The sequence below is a fragment of the Oxalobacteraceae bacterium OTU3CAMAD1 genome, from assembly GCA_024123915.1.
GTDB lineage: Bacteria > Pseudomonadota > Gammaproteobacteria > Burkholderiales > Burkholderiaceae_D > Rugamonas.
The window spans coordinates 3,379,160-3,399,532 of the sequence record CP099650.1; the positions used below are offsets into that span (position 1 = coordinate 3,379,160).

Sequence of the window (20,373 nt, forward strand, 5' to 3'; positions counted from 1 at the left end):
ACCACCCGACATGGAACCGGTCCTGGCCCAGCTGCTGCCGATGCTCACCGCCATCTGGTGGCCGTTCTGCCGCATCCTGGCGATGTTCATCGGCGCCCCGGTGCTGGGCGAGGCCGTCACGCCGGTGACGGTGCGCATCCTGATCGCGCTGGTGCTGGCGGTGCTGATGCTGCCGGCCACAGGCGGCGTGGGCGGCTATAACATCGACCCGTTTTCGATGCACGGCGTGGTCGCCACCATCGAGCAGGCGCTGATCGGCTTCGTGCTGGGGCTGGCGTTCCACTTCGCCATGTCGGTCATCGGCGTGCTCGGCTTCATGGTGTCGTCGCAGATGGGCTTTTCGATGGCGGTGATGAACGACCCGATGAACGGCCAGTCGTCGGACGTGGTCTCGGCGCTGCTGTCGGTGCTGTCGATCATCGTGTTCTTCGCCATCGACGGCCACCTGGTGATCTCCAACATCATCGGCCAGAGTTTCCGCGCCTGGCCGCTGGGGCAGGGCTACACGCCGATGCTGCTCAACGCCGTGGCCTACAACGTCGCCTGGATCTTCTCGGCGGCGATGCTGCTGGCGATCCCCATCGTGTTTTCCACCCTGGTGGTGCAGCTCGGCTTCGGCTTCCTCAACCGCGTCGCGCCCAGCCTGAATTTGTTCGCGCTGGGCTTCTCGGTGATCACCATCTTCGGCTTGCTGATGCTGGCCGAGGTGGTGCGCTTCATTCCCGAGCACTACGTGCGCATGACCAACCAGGTGCTGGAGCTGATCCGCCAGCAGATGCAGGTGGCCGCCAATGGCTGACGACAGCACCGGCGATAAAACAGAAAAGGCTTCACAACAGAAGCTCAAGAAGTCGCGCGACGAAGGGCAGGTGGTCCGCTCGCGCGACCTGTCGACGGCCATCGGCATCCTCGTTAGCTTGAAACTCTTTGTCTACCTGCTGCCGAACTACATGGCCGACTTCAACGAGATTTTCCACCAGAGCTTCGCGCCGTTCGACAGCGTCGGCTCGATCGACAACGCCATGTCCACCGTGTTCGGCAGCGCCATGCTGCTGTTCATCAAGATGGTGCTGCCGCTGTTTGTGGTGCCGCTGTTCATCGTGCTGGGGGCGATGGTGCCGGGCGGCTGGGTGATGACCACGAAGCACTGGGCGCCCAAGTTGAGCCGCATGAGCCCGGCCGCCAACCTGGGCCGGCTGTTCGGCGCCAAGCACGCTTTCGAGCTGCTGGTGTCGATCGCCAAGGCCGGCGTGCTGATCTCCGTGCTCATCCACGTGGCGCGCTCGACGGTGAAGGATTACACGCAGCTGCAGCATATGCCGATGGGGCAGGCGATGATGAACGGCTCGAACCTGATGCTCGACGGCCTGATGGCGCTCATCGCCGTGTTCGTCATCTTTGCGCTGATCGACGTGCCGGCGCAGGCCTTCTTCTTCGCCAAGCAGCAGCGCATGAGCAAGCAGGACCAGAAGGAGGAGCACAAGTCGACCGAGGGCCGGCCAGAGGTGAAAGGGCGGATCCGCCAGCTGCAGCGCGCGCTGGCGCGCAACAGCGCCCGCAAGACCGTGCCCAGCGCCGACGTCGTCATCGTCAACCCGGAGCACTACGCGGTCGCGCTCAAATACGACCACGACCGCGCCGAGGCGCCGTACGTGGTGGCCAAGGGCGTCGACGAGATGGCGCTCTACATCCGCCAGATCGCCACCGAACACAAGATCGAAGTGATGGAGCTGGCGCCGCTGGCGCGCGCCATCTACAACACCAGCCAGGTCAACCAGCAGATCCCCGTGCAGCTGTACCAGGCGGTCTCGCAGGTGCTGAACTATGTGCTGCAATTGAAAGCATTCCGTACCGGGCGGCGCGCCGCGCAGCCGGCGTATCCAAGTGAAGTCGTCGTACCAACATCCATGAGCGAGGTTAAGCAGTCATGAATTTTTTCCAGCGGTTGATCGCCGAAGCGCGTCGCCACAAGTTCGCCACACCAATCTTCCTGTTGGTGATCCTGGCGATGATCATCCTGCCGTTGCCGCCGATACTGCTGGACGTGATGTTCACGTTCAACATCGTGCTGGCCCTGATCGTCATCATGGTGGCGGTCTCGGCCAAGCGGCCGCTGGACTTCTCGGTGTTCCCGACGGTGATCCTGGCCACCACCATGCTCAGGCTGACGTTGAACGTGGCCTCGACCCGGGTGGTGCTGCTGCACGGCCATGAAGGCACGGCCGCGGCCGGCGAGGTGATCGAAGCCTTTGGCGAGGTCGTCATCGGCGGCAACTACGTGGTCGGTATCGTGGTGTTCGTGATCCTGATGATCATCAACTTCATGGTGGTAACCAAGGGCGCCGAGCGCATCTCCGAGGTGTCCGCGCGCTTCACCTTGGACGCCTTGCCGGGCAAGCAGATGGCGATCGACGCCGACCTCAACGCCGGCCTGATCAACCAGGAGAAGGCCCAGGCGCGGCGCAAGGACGTCGCCGCCGAGGCCGACTTCTACGGCGCCATGGACGGCGCCTCCAAGTTCGTGCGCGGCGACGCCGTCGCCAGTATCCTGATTCTGATCATCAACATGGTCGGCGGCGTGGCGATCGGCTCGATCATGCAGGACATGTCGTTCGGCGACGCCTTCAAGCAATACGCGCTGCTGACCATCGGTGACGGCCTGGTGGCGCAGATCCCGGCGCTGCTGCTGTCGGCCGCCTCGGCCATCCTGGTGACGCGCATCTCCGACTCGGGCGACTTCGAGAAGCAGGTCGGCGACCAGGTGCTGACGTCGCCGCAGGTGATGTTCAGCGCCGCCGGCATGATGCTCATCCTGGCCGTGGTGCCGGGCATGCCGTGGCAGATGTTCACCCCGTTCGCGCTGGTGCTGGCCTATGTCGGCTGGAAGCTGGGGCAGGTGGTCAAGGCGCCGGACACCTCCGGCATCGATGCCATCGAGGCGGCGCTGCGCGACGACCGCGCGCCCGAGCTCGACTGGCACAGCCTGCCGGCGGTGCAGCAGTTGCAGGTCGCGCTGGGTTACAAGCTGGTCAGCCTGATCGACAAGACCCACGGCGAGCCGCTGACCAAGCGGGTGCGCGGCGTGCGCCAGAGCCTGTCCGAATCGATGGGCCTGCTGCTGCCGCCGATCGTCGTGCGCGACGACCTCGGCCTCAAGCCGTCGCAGTATTCGGTGATGCTCTCGGGCAGCGTGGTGGCCCAGGCCGAGGTGTTCGCCGACCGCCTGATGGCGATCCCGTCGCCGAATGTGTACGGCCAGATCGACGGCATCCCCGGCATCGAGCCGGCCTACGGCATGCCGGTGACGTGGATCGAAACGAGCGAGAAGGCCAACGCGCTGGGGCTGGGCTACCAGGTGGTGGAGGCGCCGAGCGCGATCGCCACCCACCTGTCCAAGCTGATCCGCGAATACCTGCCCGAGCTGTTCCGCCACGAGGACGTGCCGGCGCTGATGGACCGGTTAACGGCCCTGTCGCCCAAGCTGTCGGCCTCGCTGGACAAGGCGCTGACGCACACGCAGATGCTGCGCGTATTCCGCGTGCTGCTGGCCGAGAACGTGTCGCTGAAGGATATCGTGCCGATCGCCACCACGCTGGTCGACAGCTCGGAGACCACCAAGGACCCGATCCTGCTGGCGGCCGAGGTGCGCTGCGCGCTGCGGCGTCAGATCGTCACCGGCCTGTTCGGGCAAAAGACCGAGATGCTGGCGTTCAACCTCGGCGGCGACCTGGAGAACATGTTGCTGGGCTCGTTGAACCAGGCGCGCCAGAGCGGCAAGGTGGTGCTGGACAACTACCCGATCGACCCGCACCTGCTGGCGCAGCTGCAGATGAACATGCCGGTGGCGCGCGAGCAGATGAAGCAGCAGGCCACGCCGCCGCTGCTGCTGGTGCTGCCGCAGATCCGGCCGCTGCTGGCGCGCTACGCGCGCCTGTTCGCGCCGGGCCTGCACGTGCTGTCGTACAACGAGATCCCGGAGAACCGCGAAGTGAGCATCATCGGCACGGTCGGCTGACCCGGGGTCGTAGTCGGGATGGAGCGCATGACCACGGATCCACGTAGGGCGGATTAGGCGGAACGCCGTAATCGGCCATCGATGCGCCGCCGACGGAGCATGCATGGCCGATTACGCTGCGCTAATCCGCCCTACGTGTTTCCGTGGTGTTGCGGTGCCTATCCGGCATTCGCGATGACGTCATTTCGCGGCGATCACGTCACGTGGCGCTGCAGGCGCCCGCGCGGTAAAAATAGAAATTGCCCAGCGCGATAAATGGCGTCGCCGTCCCGACCTTGTAGGTCAGCTCGCGCCGCTGTTCGTTGTATGCGGCCAGCGCGCCGATCTTGCTGCGCAGCTGCACCTTGGCGATGTCGGACGGGAAGTCGGCGTTGCCGCCCAGGGTCACCGTCAGCATCCCGGTGGCCGCATCCTGCCGCCATTTGCCCGGCTGGTAGAACTGGAAACCGCCCTTGAACGCGAGCGAGCCGTCCGATTGCATCACCATGCAGATGGCCGGATACTCGGCCGCCGGGCTTTCCCAAACCTGCACCGGCGCCGGCGCCGGTGTTCGCAGGGCGCAGCCGCCAAGCGCGGCCAGCAGCAGCGCGGGATAAATGTATGCGGGGTAAATGTAAGCTCTCATAGTCCTCATTTGACGAAAAGCGTCCAGGCCAGGCCGGCCAGTCCGCAGGCTACCACGACCTGGATCACGCCGCGTTTGTAACGGAACAGCGCCACGCCGGCCGCTAGTCCGATCAGCGCGGACGGCCACTCGAAGCTGCCGTTCCAGCCGTTGGGCCACAAGGTGTGCCAGGCGAAGAACAGCGCCAGGTTGACGATGACGCCGACCACGGCGGCGGTGATGCCGGTCAGCGGCGCGGTGAATTTGAGGTTGCCGTGCGTCGATTCGATGAACGGCCCGCCCAGCAGGATGAACAGGAACGACGGCAGGAAGGTGAACCAGGTGACGACCGCCGCCGCCACCGCGCCCGACAGCAACAGCGCGTCGCCGCCGAAGATGGCCGTGTTCCAGCCGCCGGCGAAGCCCACATACGACACCACCATGATCAGCGGCCCCGGCGTGGTCTCGCCCAGCGCCAGGCCGTCGATCATCTGCGCGGCGCTGAGCCATTGGTAGTGCTCGACCGCGCCCTGGAACACATAGGGCAGCACCGCGTAGGCGCCGCCGAAGGTCAGCAGCGCGGCCTTGGTGAAGAACCAGGCCATGCGCGTGAGCACGGCGTCGGTGCCGAACAGGGCGATCAAGGCGCCCATGCCGCCCAGCCACAGGGCCAGGTGCGCCAGCAGCACGTTGCGGAAGCGCCGCCAGCTGAATTGCGCGTGGGCCGGCGTCGGCGTGTGGTCGTCGATCAGCGCCGGGCCGATGGTCGCCGCGGCCTTGCCGTGGCCGCCCGCGCTGTTGAAACGTTGCGGCGCATAGCGCCCGCCCAGGTAGCCGGCCAGGCCGGCCGCCAGCACGATCAGCGGGAACGGAATCTCCAGCAGGAAGATGGCCAGGAAGGCTGCCGTGGCGATGGCCCACAGCCAGCCGTTTTTCAGGGTGCGCGAGCCGACCCGCCAGGCGGCGTGCAACACCAGCGCGGTGACGGCCGGCTTGATGCCGTAGAACAGGCCGGACACGGCCGGCGTGTGACCATAGGCCATGTACATCCACGACAGGCCGATCAGGATGAACAGCGACGGCAGCACGAACAGCACGCCGGCGACGATGCCGCCCCGGGTGCGGTGCATCAGCCAGCCGATGTAGATCGCCAGTTGCTGCGCCTCGGGGCCGGGCAGCACCATGCAGTAATTGAGCGCGTGCAGGAAGCGTTGTTCGGAAATCCAGCGGCGCCGCTCGACCAGCTCCTGGTGCATGATGGCGATCTGGCCGGCCGGTCCGCCGAAGCTGATGAAGCCGAGCTTGAGCCAATACAGAAAAGCGGCGCCGAAGCTGACCGCTTCCGGCGCCGCCTGGGCGGGGTGGTGTTCGATATCTTTTGCGCTCATGCGCGCGAGTTTATCATGCCGCTATCATGCGGTTTCCGCAAAAACATCGTCCGGCGGCAGCGGCTGCGACAGCATGACCGCCATCTCGGCCATGGCTTTGAAGACGGCCGGCGTCAGCGCCGCCGTGTGGGCGCGGGTGGGGTAGGGGTGCTCGCTGCTGGTCGGCGGCAGTTCGCGCCGCAGGCGGCAGCGCAATATCGTCAGGCCGCAGCGGCCCACCATCGCCGCCAGATGCGGCAGGATTTCCCGCATGTGCTGCATGGCCGAGGTGTGCGCCGCGCCCACTTCCATGATGACGCCGTTGCCGGCCGCCGGTTCCATCTGGATGACGACCCGGCCCAGGCCGGGCAGCATCAGTTCGAGCCGCAGCGCCACGCGCGAGCGCTTGCGGCGCTGGCGCGCCGGTTCCTCGTCGTCGTTGACGACCACGCGCAGCACCAGCCGTTCGGCGCCCCAGGCGAACACGGCGAAGCGCCACGGTTCCATTTCCGTCACCAGCGGCAGGCCGGGACGGCCCTCGCGCAGCGCCGACGGCGTGTGGTCGGCCATGAACAGGCTCGACGGGACGTGCTGGCCGCTGGCCTGTTCCAGCCAAGCGGCGCGCTGCTCGCCGTAGGCGCGCACCATGGTTTGCCACGAGCCGGCCATCATGGCCGTGTCCGGCGGTTGCCAGACCAGCTGGCGCGACATGAAGACCTGGTTGGGCCGCATCGCCGACGGCTCGGCCATGTCGGCAAGATTGTTGAGCGCGGCGGCCAGGGCGTCGAGTCCGGACTGCGGCAGCGGTTGGGCGTCGGGGCCGTCGAACAGCGCGCCGACGCGGCCCGGGCCGGCGGGCGCCAGCGGCGTGACCGGGTACGGGGCGTTGCTGTCGCGCGCGTCGATCGGTCCGCGCACGGACGGGCCTGGCTGTCCGGCTTGCCGATCTGGGATGCTCAGGGGGCGCAAGGTGGCGCCGACGCGGTCTACGGCCATCAGGCTCGCTCTTTAATGTGGCTGATTCGATTCGGTGAAAAAAAAGCCAACCGAAAACTCCGGTTGGCTCCTTGTTTTCCCGTCCCGCGCGCGGAACGGAAAGGCTACGATTATTGCAGCAAGGACATAACCAGGGACGACGTGCTGTTCGACTGCTTCAGCATCGCGGTACCGGCTTGCAGCAGCATCTGGCTGGAAGTCATGTTCGACGATTCGGTCGCGAAGTCGGTGTCCATGATACGGCCAGTTGCCGCTTTCGTGTTGCTCGAAATGTTGGACAGGTTGTTGTAGATGTGATCCAGACGGTTCGAGGCAGCGCCCAGCGACGAACGGATGCCGCCGACCTGGTCGATTGCGGTGCTGATGGTGTCGATGGTGTTGTTGGCCGCGGTTTGACCGGCTGCATTGCTGGCCGAGGCGGTACCGTCGGTGCCGTCCGAGATTTCGGTGCCGACAGCGGCGCCGCCGGCGGCGTAGCGTGCGGAGACGGCGGTCAGGGCGGTGCCGGTCAGGGCGGTCATGGCGGTCGACAGGTCGATCGTCATTTGCTCGGACTTGGTGGCGCCGATCTGGAACGTCATCGACGCTGCAATGGTGCCGCCGTCCATCAGCTTGGCGCCGCCGAAGGTGCTGTTTTTCATTACGTTGTTCAATTCGCTACCCAGCGCGTCGAACTCCGACTGCAGTGCAGCCTGGTCTTTTGCGGTCGACGAGGCGTCGGCTGCCTGGGTGGCCAGGTCTTTCATGCGGATCAGCATGTTGGTGACTTCGTCAAACGCGCCTTCGGCCGTTTGCAGCATCGAGATCGAATTCTGGGTGTTGCGCATGGCCATGGCCATACCGCTCGATTGTGCTTTCAGGCGGGTTGCAATCTGCAGGCCGGCAGCATCGTCCATCGCCGAGTTGACACGGAAGCCGGTGCTCAGGCGGGTCTGCGAGGTCGACAGCGACGACTGGGTGCGCGAGATCGAGTTTTGTGCCGAAAGGGCGGAAGAGTTGGTGTGAAGGCTCAGCATGGAAATACTCCTGGTAGGTGGATTCAGTTCGGAGCGTCGGTATTTTGCGCTCTCCCAAGTACAAGACGACCGTACCGGGAAGGACATTAAATGCTTTGTGGAAATTTCTTAAAAAAAATATGTAACAGGAGCTTTGCCCGAGCGGAACCGCCGCGTTGGTGCTTCCTATCCGCTATTTTCCACCAGTCAATTATCTTCCGTTTCCTGCCAGCAGTCGCGCTAAATCGCACCCCGCATAAAAAAACAGCACGGTCCGAAGGCCGTGCTGCGTGGATATTGTTGCTTTTTTACATATTCGGATAGTTCGGCCCGCCGCCGCCCTCGGGCGTCACCCAGACAATGTTCTGGGTCGGGTCCTTGATATCGCAGGTTTTACAGTGGACACAGTTTTGCGCGTTGATCTGCAGGCGGTCGGCGCCGGCGTCGGTCTTGACGAACTCGTACACCCCGGCCGGACAGTAGCGCGCCTCCGGCCCGGCGTACTGGGCCAGGTTGACGTCGACCGGCACGCTCGCGTTCTTCAACGTCAGGTGGACCGGCTGGTCTTCGGCGTGGTTGGTGTTGGAGATGAATACCGACGACAGGCGGTCGAAGGTCAGCTTGCCGTCCGGCTTGGGATACACAATCGGCGAGAACTGCGAGGCCGGTTTCAGGCATTCGTGGTCGGCGTGGGTGTGGTGCAGGGTCCAGGGCGCCTTGCCGCGGAAGACGATCTGGTCGATGCCCGTCATCAGCGAGCCCAGCACCAGGCCCTTGTTGAGCCATGGCTTGACGTTGCGCGCCACGTGCAGCTCCTCGTGCAGCCACGATTGTTCGAACGCGGCCGGGAAGGCGGCCAGCTCGTCGTGCTGGCGGCCCGCGCCCAGCGCCTCGAACGCGGCCTCGGCGGCCAGCATGCCGGTCTTGATGGCCGCGTGGCTGCCTTTGATGCGGCTCATGTTCAGGAAGCCGGCGTCGCAGCCGATCAGCGCGCCGCCCGGGAACACCAGCTTCGGCAAGGATTGCAACCCCCCGGCGGTAATTGCGCGGGCGCCGTAGGAGATGCGCTTGGCGCCCTCGAAGAACGGCTTGATGGCCGGGTGGGTCTTGTAGCGCTGGAATTCCTCGTACGGCGACAAGTAGGGATTTTCATAATTGAGCCCGACCACATAGCCGACCACGACCTGATTGTTCTCCATGTGGTACAGGAAGGAGCCGCCGTAGGTCTTGTTGTCCAGCGGCCAGCCGGTGGTGTGGACCACCAGGCCGGGCTGGTGTTTGGCCGGATCGATTTCCCACAGTTCCTTGATGCCGATGCCGTACGATTGCGGGTCCTTGCCCTTGTTCAGGTCGTACTTGGCCATCAACTGCTTGCCCAGGTGGCCGCGCGAGCCTTCGGCGAACAAGGTGTATTTGCCGTGCAGCTCCATGCCCAGCTGGAAGTCCGAGCCGGCTTCGCCGTCGCGCTTGACGCCCATGTTGCCGGTGGCGACGCCCTTGACGGAACCGTCGTCGTTGTACAGGATCTCTGCGGCGGGGAAGCCGGGGAAGATCTCGACGCCCAGCGCCTCGGCCTGCTGGCCCAGCCAGCGCACCACGTTGCCCAGCGAGATGACGTAATTGCCATGGTTTTCAAAGCAGGCCGGCAGCGCGAAGCCCGGCGTCTTGAAGGACTTGGTTTCGGTCAGGAACAGCACGCGATCCTCGGTGACGGCGGTGTTGAGCGGCGCGCCTTTTTCCTTCCAGTCGGGGATCAGCTCGGTCAGCGCCTTCGGGTCCATGACGGCGCCCGACAGGATGTGGGCGCCCAGCTCGCCGCCTTTTTCCAGCACGACGACCGAGACTTCCTGGCCTTTGTCGGCCGCCAGCTGCTTGATGCGGATCGCCGCCGACAAACCGGCGGGGCCGCCGCCGACGATGACGACGTCGTACTCCATCGCGTCGCGCGGGCCGTACTGTTCTACGAGATTTTGAGGCTGTGTCATGGTCTTTTTATAGTGGTTATGATGTTTTTAATAGGGGACGGTTACGTGATGAAGAAAATTTTAGCACGAGTGTGCTTCTTTTTCCGTCCGAATGCAACTTTGGCGCCATTTTGAGGGACATTATTAGACACCGCAATCTAATACTGGCGATTTGTGTAATGATTACGTTTCGACAGCCGGGGCGTACACCTGGGGTTAGACCCGGCCATCACGAATTCGTCACCAATAAATCTAGGAGTAGCTCGTGGGCATAGAAGTCAACTTTGAGGGAAAAATCGCGCTGATCACCGGCGCCTCCAGCGGTCTGGGAGCCCGGTTCGCCAAAGTGCTGGCCCAGGCCGGCGCCCAGGTGGTGCTGGCCTCGCGCCGCACCGAGCGGCTCAAGGAGCTGCGCGCCGAGATCGAGGCCGACGGCGGCGCCGCGCACGTGGTCAGCCTGGACGTGACCGACTTCGCCAGCATCAAGTCGGCCATCGCCCATGCCGAGACCGAGGCCGGGCCGATCGACATCCTGGTCAACAACTCCGGCGTGTCGACCACGCAGCGGCTGGTCGATGTCACGCCCGAGGACTATGCCTTCGTGATGGACACCAACCTGCGCGGCGCGTTTTTTGTCGCGCAGCAGACCGCCAAGCGCATGATCGCGCGCGCCAAGGGCGACCCGAGCAAGAAGCACCGCATCATCAACATCGCCTCGGTGGCGGGCTTGCGCGTGCTGCCGCAGATCGGCGTCTATTGCATGAGCAAGGCCGGCGTGGTGCAGATGACCAAGGCGATGGCGGTGGAGTGGGGCAAGTACGGAATCAACACCAACGCCATTTGTCCCGGCTACATCTCGACCGAGATCAACGAGGATTATTTCGCCAGCGAGCAGGGGCAAAAGCTGATCAACATGCTGCCGCGCAAGCGTCCCGGCACGCCGGAGGATCTGGATGGTTTGCTGTTGCTGCTGGCGGGTGAGGATTCGAACTTCATCAACGGCGCGATCATCTCCGCCGACGATGGGATGACGGCTATGTAGTGAGCTGGATGCCCACCAGTTTATGCACCAACTCGGAGGAAGTGGAGGCCGAGAATTTACGCATCAGCTTGGCACGGTGCATTTCCACCGTGCGCGGGCTGAGGTCGATCTGGCGGGCGATGCTTTTGCTGGTCTTGCCCTCGACCAGCAGGGCGGCGATCTCCCGTTCGCGCGGGGTCAGCTCGGCGGTGACGGGACGCTTTTCGCTGACGTCCTCGAAGGTCCAGATGCCGGGGCCCAGCGGTTCCTGGGCCTTCATCGAATGGCCGGTGACGTGGCACCAGAACAGTTCGCCATTGGCGCGGCGCATGATGCGCTCGTCCGAGTAGCGGCCCTTGGCGTTCATGATCGGAATGATGCGGTCGCCGGTGCGCAGGAACTCGTCCATCGTCGGATACAGCGCCAGGAAGGACAAGCCTTCGAGCTGGACGCGCGTATAGCCAAACATCAACGCCAGCGCGTCGTTGCAGCGCTGGATGACGCGATTTTCCGAGATGCACATGCCAACCGGCGCGTGCAGGAAAATGGATTCGTAGTCGATGGCGGGAGCGGCGTTCATTATGAAAGTGGCAGGTAGTTCTACGGTATTGTGCTTTTAGAGAGCGTATTCTATGCTGAGACGCCGCATCAGTAGCGCAGTTAACAACGTTATCAACTGATTTAGCAACAAAGCACGAACAATCGACTTCGATACATAAGACCAGCACCACTTAAATACAAGAGTTAAGGGACAACATGAACAAAATCTATCCGGATGCCGCCGCAGCCTTGGCGGGCGTCGTTCAAAACGGTCAAACGATCGCCGTGGGCGGCTTCGGTTTGTGCGGCATACCCGAAGCGCTGATCGGCGCGTTGCGCGATTCCGGCGTGACCGGCTTGACCGCCATCTCCAACAACGCCGGCGTCGACGGCTTCGGCCTGGGCCAGCTGCTTGAAACGCGCCAGATCAAGAAGATGATCGCATCCTACGTCGGGGAAAACAAGGAGTTCGCGCGCCAGTACCTGGCCGGCGAGCTGGAACTGGAATTCACGCCGCAAGGCACCCTGGCCGAGAAGCTGCGCGCCGGCGGCGCCGGCATTCCCGCCTTCTTCACCAAGACCGGCGTCGGCACCATCGTCGCCGACGGCAAGGAAATCCGCGAATTCGACGGCGAACAATATGTGATGGAACGCAGCCTGGTGGCCGACGTGGCGCTGGTCAAGGCATGGAAGGCCGACAAGGCCGGCAACCTGGTGTTCCGCAAGACCGCCCGCAACTTCAACCCGAACGCGGCGATGGCCGGCAAGATCACCATCGTCGAAGTGGAGCACCTGGTCGAGATCGGCGAGATCGATCCGGACGCCGTGCACCTGCCGAGCATTTTCGTGCACCGCATCGTCGTCAACGCGACGCCGGAAAAACGCATCGAGCAGCGCACCGTGCGCGCCAACTAAGAACATCGGAGACAACTATCATGGCATGGACACGTGACGAAATGGCCGCGCGCGCGGCAAAGGAATTGCAGGACGGTTTTTACGTCAACCTGGGCATCGGTTTGCCGACCCTGGTGGCCAACTATGTGCCGCCCGGTATGGACGTGTATTTGCAGTCGGAAAACGGCCTGCTGGGCATCGGCCCGTTCCCGACCGAGGCTGAGATCGACGCCGACCTGATCAACGCCGGCAAGCAGACCGTGACGGCGCTGCCGGGCGCGGCCTACTTCAGCTCGGCCGATTCGTTCGGCATGATCCGGGGCGGCAAGATCAACCTGGCGATCCTGGGCGCGATGCAGGTGTCGGAGCATGGCGACCTGGCCAACTGGATGATTCCCGGCAAAATGGTCAAGGGCATGGGCGGCGCGATGGACCTTGTGGCGGGCGTCAAGCGGGTGGTGGTGCTGATGGAGCACGTCGCCACCGCCAAGGACGGCACGACGTCGCACAAGCTGCTGCCGAAATGCGACCTGCCGCTGACCGGCGTGGGCGTGGTCGACCTGATCGTCACCGATTTGGGCGTTATGGAAGTGACCGAGACCGGCCTGAAGGTGACCGAGTTGGCGCCGGGCGTGAGCAGGGAGCAGATCCAGGCCGCCACCGGCGTCGAACTGGACTTGTCGGCGCTTTAACAAGCGGAGTGGATCGGGGAGTCGTTTGAAAGACGCGAGACCTCAATCTGGGCATCTGTATCGAAAACGGCAAACGCTGCAGGGGTTTGCCGTTTTTTGTTTTGAGCCAGCTTTTATCGCTAAATCCTCGCCCTGAGTCGATCCAATCATTGCGTTACTTTCGATCTTCACTAAAATAAAACGAACATCCAGGGAGCGATCTCCATGAGCGACGGAGTCAGAAAGCCACGCAACACGCCGAGCATTGTGCCGGAGGTCTCCGGGCAGCAAAGCCGTCCTAGAGGCAAACCGAGCGAGGTGATGTTGACTGTCGAGGCTGCGGCCGAGCTGATGCGGTGCAGCCGTCCCTATGTCGTCATGCTGATCGACAACAAGAAGTTCGCGGGCGCTTCGGTAACTGAGGAAGGGCACCGACTAGTGCCTGAGTCCTCTGTGCGCACTTGGATCAAAGAGCGCGAAGCAGGGAGCCAAGAACCCGACTATCACGCGGTTGCCGAGGCGAACGGGATGTATGACATTCCGGAGGCTGCATTCATCCAAGCAAATAAACCTGGCCGTTCCTAAAAATGGCGGTCGGCCATCCACTGTCTCCTGGCGGTGCGACGCACGTGCTGCTCGACGCAAATGTCTTATTACCGCCGCGCCTTTCCGATATTTTGTTCGACTTGTGTCTGGAAGGCTTGTTCTGGGCGCGTTGGAGTGCCGAAATCGAAACCGAATTCTTGCGCAACTGGCCAAAAGTTGCTATCGGTGCGAGCGGCGCGAGGTCGGCCCAACAATTCGCCGCCGAGGCAGTCAAGGCCGGCAAGCGCTTGCAAAGTTACAAACGCGCCGTTCCGGGCCATGAAGTTATAGGTCACCAAGCGCAGCGGGTTCTTGCCAGGGTTCCCACTGCGGTGAATGTTGGAGACCGGCATGTTGCTGCGGCTGCATTGGTCTTGTTGGATTTAGCGCTACAAGACAATGCTAATGATAAGGTCATCATCGTCTCCAGCAATCTTAAAGATCTTGCAGTATCCGACATGAGACGGCTGGATATTCACGTCGTCGCACCAGGAAAATTTATCGACAGCCTCACGCGGGTTGCCAGCGCGCGCGTTGGTTCGGCTCTTGAGAGATGCGTCAACAGTTTGACTAATCCGCGTTACACCCGTGCCCGTCTGCTGCAGGCGCTACAAGTCCACGGGGCTCGAGCTACCGCGCGGCATTTCGCTACCGTTTGGGGTGGAAAGGTTTGAAGCAGATATTGGTGCTGCCCTGAACACCCTGGCCAAAGAAAAAAGCCCCGGGCATCGCTGCGCGGGGCTTTTTGCTAGCGGGGTGTCAGCTTAGTGCGCCGGCACGATGATCGCTGGTTTGACTTCGGTGTCCACGGCGACCACGGTCGAACCCGGGTTGTTCAGTTCCGCGTTCATCTTGTCGCGGTCCAGTTCCTTTTCCCAGGCCGAGACCACCACCGTCGCCACGCCGTTGCCGACGAAGTTGGTCAGCGCGCGGCATTCGCTCATGAAGCGGTCGATACCCAGGATCAGCGCCATGCCGGCCACAGGAATCGTCGGCACCACGGCCAGGGTCGCGGCCAGGGTGATGAAGCCGGCGCCGGTGATGCCGGAAGCGCCCTTGGAGGTCAGCATTGCCACGCCCAGGATGGTCAGCTCTTGCATCAGGGTCAGCTCGGTGTTGGTTGCCTGGGCAACGAACAGCGCGGCCATCGTCATGTAGATGTTAGTGCCGTCCAGGTTGAACGAGTAGCCAGTTGGAACAACCAGGCCGACCACCGGTTTGGCGCAGCCGAGGCGTTCCAGTTTGGTCATCAGCGAAGGCAGCGCGCTTTCCGAAGAACTGGTGCCCAGCACGATCAGTAGTTCTTCCTTGATGTACTTGATGAACTTGAAGATCGAGAAGCCGGTGTAGCGGGCGATCAGGCCCAGCACGACGAACACGAACAGGCCGCAGGTCAGGTAGAACGAACCCATCAGTTTTGCCAGCGGGATCAGCGAGGCCAGGCCGTATTTACCGATGGTGAAAGCCATCGCGCCGAACGCGCCGATCGGGGCGACCTTCATGATGATGTTGACGACGCCGAAGATGGCGTGCGACAGCTCGTCGATCAGCTTGGTGATCGGACGGCCGCGCTCACCCAGCAGCGACAGCGAGAAGCCGAACAGGATGGCGATCAGCAGCACTTGCAGGATGTCGCCCTTGGCGAACGCGTCCACGAACGTCTTCGGAATGATGTTCATCAGGAAGTCGGTCGTGGTCAGGCCTTCGGCGTGCGTGTATTGCGCGATCGACTTGGCGTCCAGGTGGGCCGGATCGGCGTTGAAGCCGGCGCCCGGTTTGAGCACGTTGGCTACGACCAGGCCGATGGCCAAGGCGAAGGTGGAGACCACTTCGAAGTAGATCAGGGCCTTGCCGCCGACGCGGCCGATTTTCTTGACGTCTTGCATGCCGGCGATGCCGGAGACCACCGTACAGAAGATCACCGGGGCGATGATCATCTTGATCAGCTTGATGAAGCCGTCGCCCAGGGGTTTCATGGCGACCGCATCGGCAGGCAGGAAGATGCCGAGCAGGATACCGCAGGCGATGGCGAACAACACCTGGATATATAGGATTTTATAGAAGGGCTTTTTCACGGGGTCTCCTCGCGTTCGTTTGAGGAGTTCATGATGTCCCAACTGGAGAGTTATCACTATTGTGGAAACCCGCAAATCACTGGCTGTGATAACTCTCCCATATGAGGGATAACACGTACCCGGAATTAATTTATTGCGCGACCCAGCCGCCGTCCATATTCCACGCCACGCCGCGTACCTGCTTGGCGGCGTCGCCGCACAGGAACACGGCCAGCGCGCCCAGTTCCTCCGGCGTAACGAATTCGCCGGACGGCTGCTTGTCGGCCAGCAGCGCCTTCTTCGCCTCGTCGTTGCTGATGCCGTCCTTGGCGGCGCGGGCGTCGACCTGCTTTTGCACCAGCGGCGTGAGCACGAAGCCGGGGCAGATGGCGTTGACGGTGACGCCGGTGCTGGCCGTCTCGAGCGCGCCGGCCTTGGTCAGGCCGATCAGGCCGTGCTTGGCCGCCACATAGGCCGACTTGCCGGCCGAGGCCACCAGGCCGTGGACCGAGGCCAGGTTGATGATGCGGCCCCAGTTGTTGGCGCGCATGCGCGGCAGCACCAGGCGCGACGTGTGGAACGCCGAGCTCAGGTTGATGGCGATGATGGCGTCCCACTTTTCGACCGGGAAATCCTCGACGTTGGCCACGTGCTGGATGCCGGCGTTATTTACCAGAACGTCGACGCCGCCGAACTTTTCGCCGGCGAAGGCGATCATGTTTTCGATCTCGGCCGGCTTGGACATGTCGGCGTTGTGATAGGCGACCTGGACGCCGAATTCCTTGGCCAAGTCCTGCTGCAATGTGTCGATCTCGGCGGCGTCGCCGAAACCGTTCAGCAGCACGTTGGCGCCCTCGGCCGCCAGGGTGCGCGCGATGCCCAATCCGATGCCGGATGTGGAGCCGGTGACCAATGCTGTTTTACCGCTCAAAGTCTTGTTTGTCATGGTGTCCTCTGCGGGGTTGGAGATAAAAGGCTGGCTGCGCTACACTTCGGTAGGATTTTAAGCGCAACGCCCGGTAAAATGGTATTTCAGAACATCATTACATAAAAACCATCAAGGAAGCCGCATGCTCGAAGCGAAAATAAAGTCTGTTCAGTGCCTGTCGTTGGCTGGCTTGCACCGGATGGCATATAAGGAATGGGGCGACGAGGCAAACCCTAACGTGCTGGTCTGCGTGCACGGCGTGACCCGCGTCTCCGACGATTTCGACAACATGGCGCGCGCGCTGGCGTCCGACTACCGCGTGATCTGCCCGGACGTTGTCGGCCGGGGCCGCTCCGATTGGCTCAGGAATCCGCAGCTGTACCGCATTCCCCAGTATGTCAGCGACATGGTGACGTTGCTGGCACGTGTGTTGGACCAGGGTCCGGAACAAAAGATCGATTGGTTCGGCACCTCGATGGGCGGCCTGATCGGCCTGGGCCTTGCCTCGCTGCCGGACAATCCGATCCGCAAGCTGGTGCTCAACGACATCGGCCCGGTGCTGGCGCCGGCCGCCTTGCAACGCATCGGCGACTACATCGGCCAGGACCTGCGTTTCGAGACGTTCGACGATGGCGCCAAGTTCGTCCGCGACGTCTCGGCGTCCTTTGGCCAGCACACCGAGCAGGAATGGCATAAACTGGCCACCGATGTCTTGCGTCAGGATAAGGACGGCAAGTGGGTGCGTCATTACGATATGGGCCTGTCCCTGCCGTTCCGTTCGGCCACACCAGAGTCGGCAGCCGCCGACGAGGCGATGCTGTGGGCCGCTTACGACGCCATCACTTGCCCGACCCTGCTGGTGCGCGGCGCCGACTCCGACCTGCTCACGCGCGAGACGGCGGCCATGATGGCGCAGCGCGGCCCGAAAGCGACCCTGGTGGAAATCCCCAACGTCGGCCACGCGCCGACCTTCACGCATGACGATCAGATTGCGATCGCCCGGAAATTCCTGCTCGGCTGACAACGCGGGCGAGTTTGGACTAGTCAACAGAATAAAGTTAAAGAAGAAAAAGTATGGAAATCAAACGACTGCACGTAGGCAAACGATTGTCCGAAGTGGCAATTCACAATGGCACCGTCTATCTGGCGGGCCAGATCGCCGAAGAAACCAGTCTCGATATCAAGGGTCAAACCCGTGAAGTGCTCGGTCACGTCGACCGCCTGCTGGCCGAATCGGGCAGCGACAAGACCTGCATCCTCAGCTGCCAGATCTATATCGCCGACATGGCCGATTTCGAGGGCATGAACGAAGAATACGACGCCTGGGTGCCAAGCGGCCACACGCCGCCGCGCGCCACGGTGGAAGCCAAGCTGGCCAATCCGGAAGTCCTGGTCGAGATCGTCATCGTCGCCGCGCAGCGTTAGGAACATCATGGTTTCAATCACCGCGCTTACCAGCGCCACGTCGGAACAACTGGTGCAGGGACTCACGCCCGACGACAGCGCGCGCATGTTGTCGGCGCTGGACTTCGCCAGCACCGCGTATGGCGACCTGGTCAGCACCAGCGGCCAGTCGGCGCTGGACTTCTCGATCGGCGTGGCCGGCACCTTGTCGTTCATGCGCACCGACGTCGAGACCCGCATCGCCGGCCTGATGTTCGAGCTGACCTTGCTCGACACCACACAGGCGGCGGTGATCGAACCGCGTTTCGGCCAGGAGGTCGGCGACCTGGTGGCCGGCGTTCGCCAACTGATACGCCTGCGTGAATTGACGCAGGCGCCGGGCGGCCACGGCGGCGTGGCGCCGGTGGCGGTGGGGCGCGGCCGCAATGCCGCGCAGATGGCGGTGGCGCAGGTCGAAACCTTGCGCAAGATGCTGCTGGCGATGGCCTCGGACATGCGCGTGGTGCTGGTGCGCCTCGCCTCGTGCGTGACGACCTTGCGCTACTTCGCCGACATCAAGCTGTTCAACGACATGACGTGCGCCTACGGCCGCGAAACCCTGGACCTGTACGCGCCGCTGGCCAACCGGCTGGGGATCTGGCAACTGAAATGGGAGCTGGAGGATTTGTCGTTCCGCTTCATCGAGCCGGAGGCGTACAAGCGCATCGCCAAGATGCTCGAAGAAAAGCGCATGATGCGCGAAGGCTTCGTCACCAACGCCATCGCGCGGCTGCAGTCGGAAATGGCGGCCGCCGGCATCCAGGCCGAGGTGTTCGGCCGTCCCAAGCACATCTACTCCATCTGGAGCAAGATGAAGGGCAAGGAGCTCGACTTCACCGACTTGTACGACGTGCGCGCCTTCCGCGTGATCGTCGCCGACGTCAAGACCTGCTACACGGTGCTGGGCGTGGTGCACAACATCTGGACGCCGATTCCCAAGGAATTCGACGATTATATTTCCCGTCCGAAACCGAACGGCTACCAGTCGCTGCACACGGTGGTCACGGCCGAGGACGGGCGCCCGCTGGAGGTGCAGATCCGCACGCAAGAGATGCACAGCTTCGCCGAGTACGGCGTGGCCGCGCACTGGCGCTACAAGGAGGAGGGCGGCTCCAACTTCGCCGGGCAAAAGTACGACGAGAAGATCGCCTGGCTGCGCCAGCTGCTGGCATGGAAGACCGACGTCGCCGACGCGGTCGTCGGCCAGGAGGAGCAGCAGCGCGAATGGGTGGAGAAGCTCAAGTCGGCCGCGCTGGACGACCGCATCTTCGTGCTCACGCCGCAGGCGCGGGTGCTGGAGTTGCCGGTCGGCGCCACGCCGGTCGACTTCGCCTATCACCTGCACAGCGACGTGGGCCACCGCTGCCGTGGCGCCCGCGTCGACGGCGTCATGGTGCCGCTGAATACGCCGCTCAAAAACGGCCAGACCTGCGAAATCATCACCGCCAAGGGCGCGCCCGGCACGGCCGGCCCGTCGCGCGACTGGCTCAGCGACGAATACACGGTCGCCACGCGCACGCGCTCGAAGATCCGCGCCTGGTTCCACGCCATCGACATGCAGGAAACCTTGTCGCACGGGCGCGCGATGGTGGAAAAATCGTTGCAGCGCGAAGGCAAGACGGCGGTCAACCTGGAAGCGCTGGCCAACAAGCTGGGCTTTGCCAAGGTCGACGATTTGTTCCTGTCGGTGGGCAAGGATGAATTCAGCCTGCGCCATGTCGAGCACGCGCTGCACGACACCGGCGAGCCGGTCGAGCCGGAGGACGCGGTCGTCCTGGGCAAGAGCAAGGCGTCGAGCGTGGACCAGGGCGCCAAGTCGGGCGTGTTGGTGGTCGGCACCGACGGCTTGATGACGCAGCTGGCCAAATGCTGCAAGCCGGCGCCGCCGGACGGCATCGTCGGCTTCGTCACGCGCGGCAAGGGTGTTTCGATCCACCGCGCCACGTGCAAGAACTTCGCCGAAATGCGCGCCAAGGCGCCGGAGCGGGTGATCGTCACGGAATGGGGGCGTGCCGTCTCGGACACGGTCTATCCGGTCGACATCTTCATCCTCGCGGGCGACCGCCAGGGCCTGCTGCGGGATATTTCGGAGATCTTCTCGCGTGAAAAGATCAATGTCGTCGGCGTCAACACACAAAGCGCCAAAGGCTACGCGCGCATGACCTTCACGGCCGAAATCGGCGCCACCGCGCAACTACAAAAAGCGCTCAACGCCATCGCCGAAGTCACCGGCGTGCAAGAAGCCCGCCGCGCCTAAAACCTCGGGGTCAAAAAACCTCGGGGTCAGTCTGACAAT

At 63.1% G+C, this 20,373-nt stretch carries 19 protein-coding genes; 11 read left to right on the forward strand and 8 right to left on the reverse strand.

Features of this window, described 5'->3' with window-relative positions:
• The first annotated feature begins 10 nt into the window (after positions 1 to 10).
• From NHH88_14670 to NHH88_14680, 3 genes are read left to right on the forward strand one after another with little or no spacing between them, the layout of a single operon-like run.
• On the forward strand, positions 11 to 799 hold the full coding sequence (locus NHH88_14670; GenBank protein ID USX16960.1) for a flagellar biosynthetic protein FliR: 789 nt from the start codon (positions 11 to 13) through the stop codon (positions 797 to 799).
• On the forward strand, positions 792 to 1,931 hold the full coding sequence (locus tag NHH88_14675) for a flagellar type III secretion system protein FlhB (GenBank protein ID USX16961.1): 1,140 nt from the start codon (positions 792 to 794) through the stop codon (positions 1,929 to 1,931). The genes NHH88_14670 and NHH88_14675 overlap by 8 nt, the downstream gene beginning before the upstream one ends.
• Entirely contained in the window at positions 1,928 to 4,015 is a 2,088-nt protein-coding gene (locus NHH88_14680; protein USX16962.1) for a flagellar biosynthesis protein FlhA, read from the forward strand. Before NHH88_14675 ends, NHH88_14680 begins: the two co-directional genes overlap by 4 nt.
• A gap of 199 nt (positions 4,016 to 4,214) precedes the next feature.
• Here NHH88_14680 and NHH88_14685 read toward each other — a convergent pair whose 3' ends face one another.
• The 5 genes from NHH88_14685 to NHH88_14705 all read right to left on the reverse strand — a co-directional run bounded on the left by NHH88_14685 (position 4,215) and on the right by NHH88_14705 (position 9,962).
• Complete coding sequence (locus tag NHH88_14685) at positions 4,215 to 4,640, reverse strand: hypothetical protein (GenBank protein ID USX16963.1); 426 nt, start codon at positions 4,638 to 4,640, stop codon at positions 4,215 to 4,217.
• Between the two features lie 5 nt (positions 4,641 to 4,645).
• Complete coding sequence (gene chrA, locus NHH88_14690; GenBank protein USX16964.1) at positions 4,646 to 6,007, reverse strand: chromate efflux transporter; 1,362 nt, start codon at positions 6,005 to 6,007, stop codon at positions 4,646 to 4,648.
• Positions 6,008 to 6,031: 24 nt separating this feature from the next.
• Positions 6,032 to 6,982 carry a hypothetical protein gene (locus tag NHH88_14695; GenBank protein USX16965.1) on the reverse strand — a complete coding sequence of 317 codons (951 nt, stop codon included), beginning with the start codon at positions 6,980 to 6,982 and terminating at the stop codon, positions 6,032 to 6,034.
• A 110-nt stretch (positions 6,983 to 7,092) separates the two neighbouring features.
• On the reverse strand, positions 7,093 to 7,998 hold the full coding sequence (locus NHH88_14700; protein ID USX16966.1) for a Lateral flagellin: 906 nt from the start codon (positions 7,996 to 7,998) through the stop codon (positions 7,093 to 7,095).
• Between the two features lie 287 nt (positions 7,999 to 8,285).
• Positions 8,286 to 9,962 (reverse strand): electron transfer flavoprotein-ubiquinone oxidoreductase, encoded by a 1,677-nt coding sequence (locus NHH88_14705; protein USX16967.1) that lies wholly within the window; start codon positions 9,960 to 9,962, stop codon positions 8,286 to 8,288.
• Positions 9,963 to 10,206: 244 nt separating this feature from the next.
• On the opposite strand from NHH88_14705, the gene NHH88_14710 reads away from it, so the two are divergent.
• Positions 10,207 to 10,983, forward strand: a complete 777-nt coding sequence (locus NHH88_14710) for an SDR family oxidoreductase (protein ID USX16968.1) — start codon at positions 10,207 to 10,209, stop codon at positions 10,981 to 10,983.
• On the opposite strand, the gene NHH88_14715 is transcribed toward NHH88_14710, so the two are convergent.
• Positions 10,976 to 11,542, reverse strand: coding sequence for a LuxR C-terminal-related transcriptional regulator (locus NHH88_14715; GenBank protein ID USX16969.1), 567 nt, complete (start codon positions 11,540 to 11,542; stop codon positions 10,976 to 10,978). The genes NHH88_14710 and NHH88_14715 overlap by 8 nt on opposite strands.
• A 176-nt stretch (positions 11,543 to 11,718) precedes the next feature.
• Here NHH88_14715 and NHH88_14720 point away from each other — a divergent pair, with 176 nt between their 5' ends.
• The 4 genes from NHH88_14720 to NHH88_14735 all read left to right on the forward strand — a co-directional run bounded on the left by NHH88_14720 (position 11,719) and on the right by NHH88_14735 (position 14,326).
• Positions 11,719 to 12,417: a CoA transferase subunit A gene (locus tag NHH88_14720; GenBank protein USX16970.1), complete on the forward strand. Its 699-nt coding sequence runs from the start codon at positions 11,719 to 11,721 to the stop codon at positions 12,415 to 12,417.
• 20 nt (positions 12,418 to 12,437) lie between these two features.
• Positions 12,438 to 13,088 (forward strand): CoA transferase subunit B, encoded by a 651-nt coding sequence (locus tag NHH88_14725; GenBank protein ID USX16971.1) that lies wholly within the window; start codon positions 12,438 to 12,440, stop codon positions 13,086 to 13,088.
• A 204-nt stretch (positions 13,089 to 13,292) separates the two neighbouring features.
• A complete protein-coding gene (locus NHH88_14730) occupies positions 13,293 to 13,652 on the forward strand; it encodes a helix-turn-helix domain-containing protein (protein ID USX16972.1) in 360 nt (119 codons plus the stop codon).
• Positions 13,653 to 13,696: 44 nt separating this feature from the next.
• On the forward strand, positions 13,697 to 14,326 hold the full coding sequence (locus tag NHH88_14735) for a hypothetical protein (GenBank protein ID USX16973.1): 630 nt from the start codon (positions 13,697 to 13,699) through the stop codon (positions 14,324 to 14,326).
• 90 nt (positions 14,327 to 14,416) lie between these two features.
• Here NHH88_14735 and NHH88_14740 read toward each other — a convergent pair whose 3' ends face one another.
• On the reverse strand, positions 14,417 to 15,727 hold the full coding sequence (locus NHH88_14740; GenBank protein USX16974.1) for a dicarboxylate/amino acid:cation symporter: 1,311 nt from the start codon (positions 15,725 to 15,727) through the stop codon (positions 14,417 to 14,419).
• 130 nt (positions 15,728 to 15,857) lie between these two features.
• A complete protein-coding gene (locus NHH88_14745; protein ID USX16975.1) occupies positions 15,858 to 16,652 on the reverse strand; it encodes a 3-hydroxybutyrate dehydrogenase in 795 nt (264 codons plus the stop codon).
• Between the two features lie 124 nt (positions 16,653 to 16,776).
• Between NHH88_14745 and NHH88_14750 the strand changes: the two genes are divergently transcribed.
• Genes NHH88_14750 through NHH88_14760 form a run of 3 tightly spaced genes read left to right on the forward strand, consistent with a single transcriptional unit; the run spans position 16,777 to position 20,334 of the window.
• The gene (locus NHH88_14750; protein USX16976.1) at positions 16,777 to 17,655 is read left to right on the forward strand and encodes an alpha/beta hydrolase; all 879 of its coding nucleotides are present in this window, start codon (positions 16,777 to 16,779) and stop codon (positions 17,653 to 17,655) included.
• 53 nt (positions 17,656 to 17,708) lie between these two features.
• Positions 17,709 to 18,059 (forward strand): RidA family protein, encoded by a 351-nt coding sequence (locus NHH88_14755; GenBank protein ID USX16977.1) that lies wholly within the window; start codon positions 17,709 to 17,711, stop codon positions 18,057 to 18,059.
• Positions 18,060 to 18,066: 7 nt separating this feature from the next.
• A complete protein-coding gene (locus tag NHH88_14760; protein USX16978.1) occupies positions 18,067 to 20,334 on the forward strand; it encodes a bifunctional (p)ppGpp synthetase/guanosine-3',5'-bis(diphosphate) 3'-pyrophosphohydrolase in 2,268 nt (755 codons plus the stop codon).
• Positions 20,335 to 20,373: the final 39 nt, after the last annotated feature.

Coding starts and splice junctions, on each gene's coding strand:
- NHH88_14670 (USX16960.1), top strand. CDS start 11: ATGGAACCGGTCCTGGCCCAGCTGCTGCCGATGCTCACCGCCATCTGG.
- NHH88_14675 (USX16961.1), top strand. CDS start 792: ATGGCTGACGACAGCACCGGCGATAAAACAGAAAAGGCTTCACAACAG.
- NHH88_14680 (USX16962.1), top strand. CDS start 1,928: ATGAATTTTTTCCAGCGGTTGATCGCCGAAGCGCGTCGCCACAAGTTC.
- NHH88_14685 (USX16963.1), bottom strand. CDS start 4,640: ATGAGAGCTTACATTTACCCCGCATACATTTATCCCGCGCTGCTGCTG.
- chrA (USX16964.1), bottom strand. CDS start 6,007: ATGAGCGCAAAAGATATCGAACACCACCCCGCCCAGGCGGCGCCGGAA.
- NHH88_14695 (USX16965.1), bottom strand. CDS start 6,982: ATGGCCGTAGACCGCGTCGGCGCCACCTTGCGCCCCCTGAGCATCCCA.
- NHH88_14700 (USX16966.1), bottom strand. CDS start 7,998: ATGCTGAGCCTTCACACCAACTCTTCCGCCCTTTCGGCACAAAACTCG.
- NHH88_14705 (USX16967.1), bottom strand. CDS start 9,962: ATGACACAGCCTCAAAATCTCGTAGAACAGTACGGCCCGCGCGACGCG.
- NHH88_14715 (USX16969.1), bottom strand. CDS start 11,542: ATGAACGCCGCTCCCGCCATCGACTACGAATCCATTTTCCTGCACGCG.
- NHH88_14720 (USX16970.1), top strand. CDS start 11,719: ATGAACAAAATCTATCCGGATGCCGCCGCAGCCTTGGCGGGCGTCGTT.
- NHH88_14725 (USX16971.1), top strand. CDS start 12,438: ATGGCATGGACACGTGACGAAATGGCCGCGCGCGCGGCAAAGGAATTG.
- NHH88_14730 (USX16972.1), top strand. CDS start 13,293: ATGAGCGACGGAGTCAGAAAGCCACGCAACACGCCGAGCATTGTGCCG.
- NHH88_14745 (USX16975.1), bottom strand. CDS start 16,652: ATGACAAACAAGACTTTGAGCGGTAAAACAGCATTGGTCACCGGCTCC.
- NHH88_14750 (USX16976.1), top strand. CDS start 16,777: ATGCTCGAAGCGAAAATAAAGTCTGTTCAGTGCCTGTCGTTGGCTGGC.
- NHH88_14755 (USX16977.1), top strand. CDS start 17,709: ATGGAAATCAAACGACTGCACGTAGGCAAACGATTGTCCGAAGTGGCA.
- NHH88_14760 (USX16978.1), top strand. CDS start 18,067: ATGGTTTCAATCACCGCGCTTACCAGCGCCACGTCGGAACAACTGGTG.